6 protein-coding genes are annotated in these 4,582 nt (G+C 67.0%); 4 read left to right on the top strand and 2 right to left on the bottom strand.

Annotated features, from left to right (window positions below; all coding sequences use genetic code 11):
- Both VGI62_RS07015 and VGI62_RS07020 read left to right on the top strand, forming a co-directional pair.
- The coding region (locus tag VGI62_RS07015) for a hypothetical protein (protein ID WP_331503690.1) at positions 1-310 on the top strand (310 nt) is incomplete at its 5' end.
- 97 nt (positions 311-407) lie between these two features.
- Positions 408-722, top strand: a complete 315-nt coding sequence (locus tag VGI62_RS07020; RefSeq protein ID WP_331503691.1) for a hypothetical protein — start codon at positions 408-410, stop codon at positions 720-722.
- Positions 723-747: 25 nt separating this feature from the next.
- On the opposite strand, the gene VGI62_RS07025 is transcribed toward VGI62_RS07020, so the two are convergent.
- On the bottom strand, positions 748-1,806 hold the full coding sequence (locus tag VGI62_RS07025) for a hypothetical protein (protein ID WP_331503692.1): 1,059 nt from the start codon (positions 1,804-1,806) through the stop codon (positions 748-750).
- 89 nt (positions 1,807-1,895) lie between these two features.
- On the opposite strand from VGI62_RS07025, the gene VGI62_RS07030 reads away from it, so the two are divergent.
- Both VGI62_RS07030 and VGI62_RS07035 read left to right on the top strand, forming a co-directional pair.
- Complete coding sequence (locus VGI62_RS07030; protein WP_331503693.1) at positions 1,896-2,468, top strand: TetR/AcrR family transcriptional regulator C-terminal domain-containing protein; 573 nt, start codon at positions 1,896-1,898, stop codon at positions 2,466-2,468.
- 146 nt (positions 2,469-2,614) lie between these two features.
- Positions 2,615-3,691 carry an NAD-dependent epimerase/dehydratase family protein gene (locus VGI62_RS07035; RefSeq protein ID WP_331503694.1) on the top strand — a complete coding sequence of 359 codons (1,077 nt, stop codon included), beginning with the start codon at positions 2,615-2,617 and terminating at the stop codon, positions 3,689-3,691.
- A gap of 17 nt (positions 3,692-3,708) precedes the next feature.
- On the opposite strand, the gene VGI62_RS07040 is transcribed toward VGI62_RS07035, so the two are convergent.
- Positions 3,709-4,582 (bottom strand): PDZ domain-containing protein (locus VGI62_RS07040; protein ID WP_331503695.1); only part of this gene is annotated, 874 nt, incomplete at its 5' end.

Genomic DNA, 4,582 nt, shown 5'->3' on the forward strand with positions numbered 1-4,582 from the left:
GATAGCCGCCATCGGGCTCCTGGCGATGGCCACGCCCGCCTTCGCCGGAACGCTCGAGGAAGTGACCACCCACGGCATCATCCTGATCATCGGGGACATGCAGATCCCCGTCACCTACACGCCGGACCACAAGTTCACGGCAGCGGACGGCCAGATCACGGGCACCTGGCGCATCGACGGCGACAACCTGTGCACTACCTCGAACTACGATCCGAAGGAGACTTGCGTGACTTATCCGAAGGACAAGAAGTCAGGCGACAGCTTCGACCTCACCGGTCCGACCGGAACGGCGACGATCAAGATCCGCTAGGCGTCAGACGGCGAACACGCGCTGGATCAGCCGAAGGGCCGCAAAGCCGCCGATGAGATAAGCCGGCGCCACCCCGGCGAACGCGCCGCCCGCTCGGGTGGCCTTCCAACAGCTGTTCTTTTCGGGCGACCGCCCGCACGGCGGAGCGGAAAAGGCCGCCGCAGAGGCGCTGGAACGCGCCGAAGAAGGCGGTCGCGAAGACCCGACGGCTGATCCGTTCCTGTTCCCGTTGGCTTACGACGACGTCGCGGTCCAGGCTGAAGACACTGGCGACCGCGGCCGGATCGTTCGAAGCGGTCCGCGACCAGGTCCGCGACGCCTGGATGGTCGGCGCGCAGAGGCCAACGCCCATCTGCACAAGCGCTATCGCGTGATCATCGCGGGCGTCACCGAAGACGCACCGACGCGATAGGCCGCGGGCTTGCCGGTCGAAGCGATCAACTCGGATGCTGAGCCTTGCCGCCGGGTGCGGCGACCATGAGCTTGACGATCGCTTCGGTGACATGCGGCTCGAGACCCTCGGTGTGGCCCTTGTCCAGACGCTCGATGTCGGCCACCACGCGGCCGCCCTGGCACTTGGGGTAGACCCAGACGTGGGCCTGGCCCGGCCGGGCTTTCATCCCCCAGACCGGGTAGCCCTGGCGCGCATAGTCCCAGACATAGCCCGGTTGGTCGTCGGCGATGTCCTTTTCCTCGACACGGGCCGCGCAGCCAAGCTTCTCGGCCAAAGGCGAGGTCGCAGGAAGGCTCACGACCTCATGCTCGCCGGTCTCGAAGATGTGGGAGAACTCACACGCCGGCAGTGGCGGGGCGGTCATCGCCGAGGGCATCGGGCGCGGGTCGGGCGGCGAGCCGTCGGCCTTCGGCGGGCCGAAGCGCGGGTTGATCTCGGCCCGCCCGATACGCCCGCCGGAGAGGCTCAGCAATCCGTCGACCTTGTTCTTGAAGAAGTCCGAGCAGACGATCCGGTGCGAGGTCGCTCCGCCCTGGCTGTGGCCGGCCAGCCAGAACGACTTGATGTTCTGCTTTCCAAAGGCGTCGAACACCAGATTGGTGATGTTCTGCAGATGCTCATCGTCTGCGTCGGCGACCCAGACGCGCACCCCAGGCTGGCCGGGCGCAAACGGGCGCTCGGTCGCTGCGGTTGGTGTGGCGACCACCAGCTTGTACTTGTCCTTGTAGTCCATGGCCGGGAAATAGTGCCGTTGCCATTGGCCGATGGAACCGGCGCCGTGGATATTGAGTATGAAGACGACCTTGTCGCCGGGCTTCAGGTCGCACGGATAGTCGAGCCAGAACTTGCGGCCGGTCTTCGGATCCGTTGCGTTGCCCCGGTCAGCGAGCAGCGGGACGCAGGCCTCCCCCGAGCAGTGCGCCGGAGGTGGGCTCTTGCAGGACACGCCCAGCACGTCCTTGGCGTTGGCCGCACCCGCGGCGCTGAGCGCGCCGATCGCCGCGGCCGCTGCGGTAAGTCTTGATCCGGTCGTCCGATACATGAGTTTACTCCTATCCTGCGCTCTGTCGGCGATTAGGCTCACTTAGCCTAGCAGTGCTAGGTAAGGCAGACGAGACGGGAGATCGACCCATGGCGCTGGAACGGCGCACTATCGTCGATGCGGCCCTCGGGCTGCTGGACGAGGTGGGGATGGACAAGCTTTCCACGCGCCGGCTGGCCGCGGAACTCGATGTGAAGGGTCCGTCCCTCTACTGGCACTTCAAGAACATGCGCGAGCTCCTCGATCAGATGGCCGAAGCGCTGCTGGAAAGTTCGCTCCCCGCCGCCGAGGCCTTCCCCGAGGACTGGCAGGCCTGGCTGGCCGAGGGCGCAAGAGGCATCCGGCGCGCGGCGCTTTCGCACCGGGACGGGGCGCGGCTGCTGGCCGGCTCGACGCCGACGGCTCGGAGCGCGTCGATCACGTTCCCCGCCATGGCCGCACGGCTGCAGGCAGAGGGATTTCGCTACCGGGAGGCGCAAGGCGCGCTGATGGGCCTCGCCCGCTACGCCATGGGTTGGGCGCTATACGAGCAGCTCGGGCCCCACCGCGCCGCCAACTCCGACGAAGCCTTTGAGTTCGGTTTGCAGGCGATGATCGTCGGCATCGCACAAAAGGTCCCGGCCGCCTCGCAGGCTCGCGTGCAACACCTGCGCCCCCTCTGATCGCCGCGGTTCGAAGACGCTTGGCGCTCCCGACCGCCGGTTGGCTGACCGAGCGGGAGCCGCGCCCAGCCCGACACGACAAATCAACTCCCTCCTCTCCTCGCCAGAGTCTAGAACTTAGGCGCGTAGACAACCGGAGGAAGACGATGGCGCCCATTCCGAAGCGCGGCACGGTGGCCGTCACAGGAGCCGCAGGCTTCCTGGGCGGCTGGGTGGTCCGGGGCCTGCTGGACGAGGGCTACCGGGTGCGCGCCTGTGTGCGCGACCCCGACGACCCCGCACGCACCGACTTTCTCAAGGCGATGCCGGGCTACGCTTCCGGCCGGCTGACGCTGCATGGAGCCGATCTCGACAACCCCGGCTGCTTCGACGAGATCTTCAAGGGCTGTCACGGCGTCGCCCACATCAGCCACATCAGCGGCTACAGCGATCCCTACTACATGCGCCGCACCTGCGACCACATCATCGCAAGCGTGAACGGCTCCGGCAGCGTAACCCGCGTCGTCGTCACCTCCTCCGTCGCGGCGGTCATATCCGAGATGGACCTTCAGGAGATCATCCGCCGGCCGGTCTTCTACGAGGACCGCTACCCGGACGAACTGAATCCCAAGCGCACGCCTGAGCGTGGTCAGGGCTATTCCATGGCCAAGCTAATCGCGGAACGCGCCTTTGCCGAGGCCGCTGCGCAAAGTGGCGATTGGGACGCGATCACCTGCTGCCCGGGCGACAACGTAGGACCGATCCTGTCCGCCCACCAGAAGGACATGGGTCCCTGGCAGCACAACATCGAGACCATGCTGCTGGGCGACTATCGTCAGACCGACGCCTATCGGCCGTGGATGACTGTCGACGTGCGCGACGACGCGAAGTGCCACATCCGCCTCCTCGAAAGCAGTGAGGTGCGCAATGGCGAGCGCTATATCGCGTGGTCCACCGACAGCCGCAACGTCGAGGCCATCTGCGCCGACATCGACCGGCTGCTGCCGGAGCTCGGCCATGATACGCCGCAGGTCATCGACCCATTCCCGGAACGGATTCAGGCGCGGGAGGCTGAGTTCCGCAGCATCTGGGCGAAAGCTGAGCTACGCAACGATCGCATCCGGGCGGTGACCGCCGTGACGTTCCGGCCGCTGGACGATTCCATCCGTGACTGCGTGGAATCGCTGATCGCGATCGCCAAGGTCCGGCCGAAGCAAAGGGCGCGGGCGGCAGCGCCGGTCTAGGCCGCCGCCCGCCGCGCTTAGCCTGCGCCGAGCTCCACCGGCACGAACACGTGCTGGCCGCCGCGCGCCACCAGCAACAGCACTTGGTGACGGCCGCCTTCCCGCGCCTGGGCGACGACGCGGGCGAGTTCCGCCGGTGTCTTCGTCGGCGTCTGGCCCGCCTGGACGATCAGATCTCCAGGCTGAAGACCCTTTTGCGCCGCGTCGGAGTCCCGGCTGACTCCGGCGACACGGACGCCACGGCCCTGGGCGTCAGGAACGACACGAAGGCCAAGCACGCCGGTGCTTGCCGGACCGGGGCTTGCAGCGCCGGAGCCGTTCGAGGCGAGTTCCTCCTCCGAAGGCCGCACGCCCGAACGGACGGCGATATCGCGCGTCTGGCCGTTACGGCTCACTTCCAGATGGATCGCATCACCGGAGCGGACGGCGCCGACCTGGCGGGTGAGATCTGCAGCGCCGCTTACCGTGTGGCCATCGACCTTAAGGACAAGGTCGCCCGACCTCACGCCCGCGGTGTCAGCCGGACCGCCTGGTGTGACGTCCCCGACCAGAGCGCCACGTTTCTCGATCCCGAGGCTTTCGGCGATCTCCGGCGTGACGTCCTGGACCGCCGCCCCGATATAGCCGCGCGTGACCTTACCGTTAGCGATCAGCTGATGGCTGATCGAGGCGACTACGTCTGCCGGGATGTCGAAGCCGATGCCGACCGAACCGCCTGAGGGCGAGTAGATGGCGGTGTTCACGCCGACTACCCGGCCATAGAGATCGAACGTCGGCCCACCGGAGTTACCCCGATTGATCGGCGCGTCGATCTGCATGAAGTCGACGTAGCTGGAGCCGGAGACGTTGTGGCGCCCGAGCGCCGAGATGATGCCGGCCGTCGCCGTGCCG

The sequence above is a fragment of the Phenylobacterium sp. genome, from assembly GCF_036495085.1.
Lineage (GTDB): Bacteria > Pseudomonadota > Alphaproteobacteria > Caulobacterales > Caulobacteraceae > Phenylobacterium.

What these genes read in the sequence shown, in the direction of transcription:
- VGI62_RS07035 (WP_331503694.1), top strand. Translation starts at nt 2,615, where the DNA reads ATGGCGCCCATTCCGAAGCGCGGCACGGTGGCCGTCACAGGAGCCGCA.
- VGI62_RS07030 (WP_331503693.1), top strand. Translation starts at nt 1,896, where the DNA reads ATGGCGCTGGAACGGCGCACTATCGTCGATGCGGCCCTCGGGCTGCTG.
- VGI62_RS07025 (WP_331503692.1), bottom strand. Translation starts at nt 1,806, where the DNA reads ATGTATCGGACGACCGGATCAAGACTTACCGCAGCGGCCGCGGCGATC.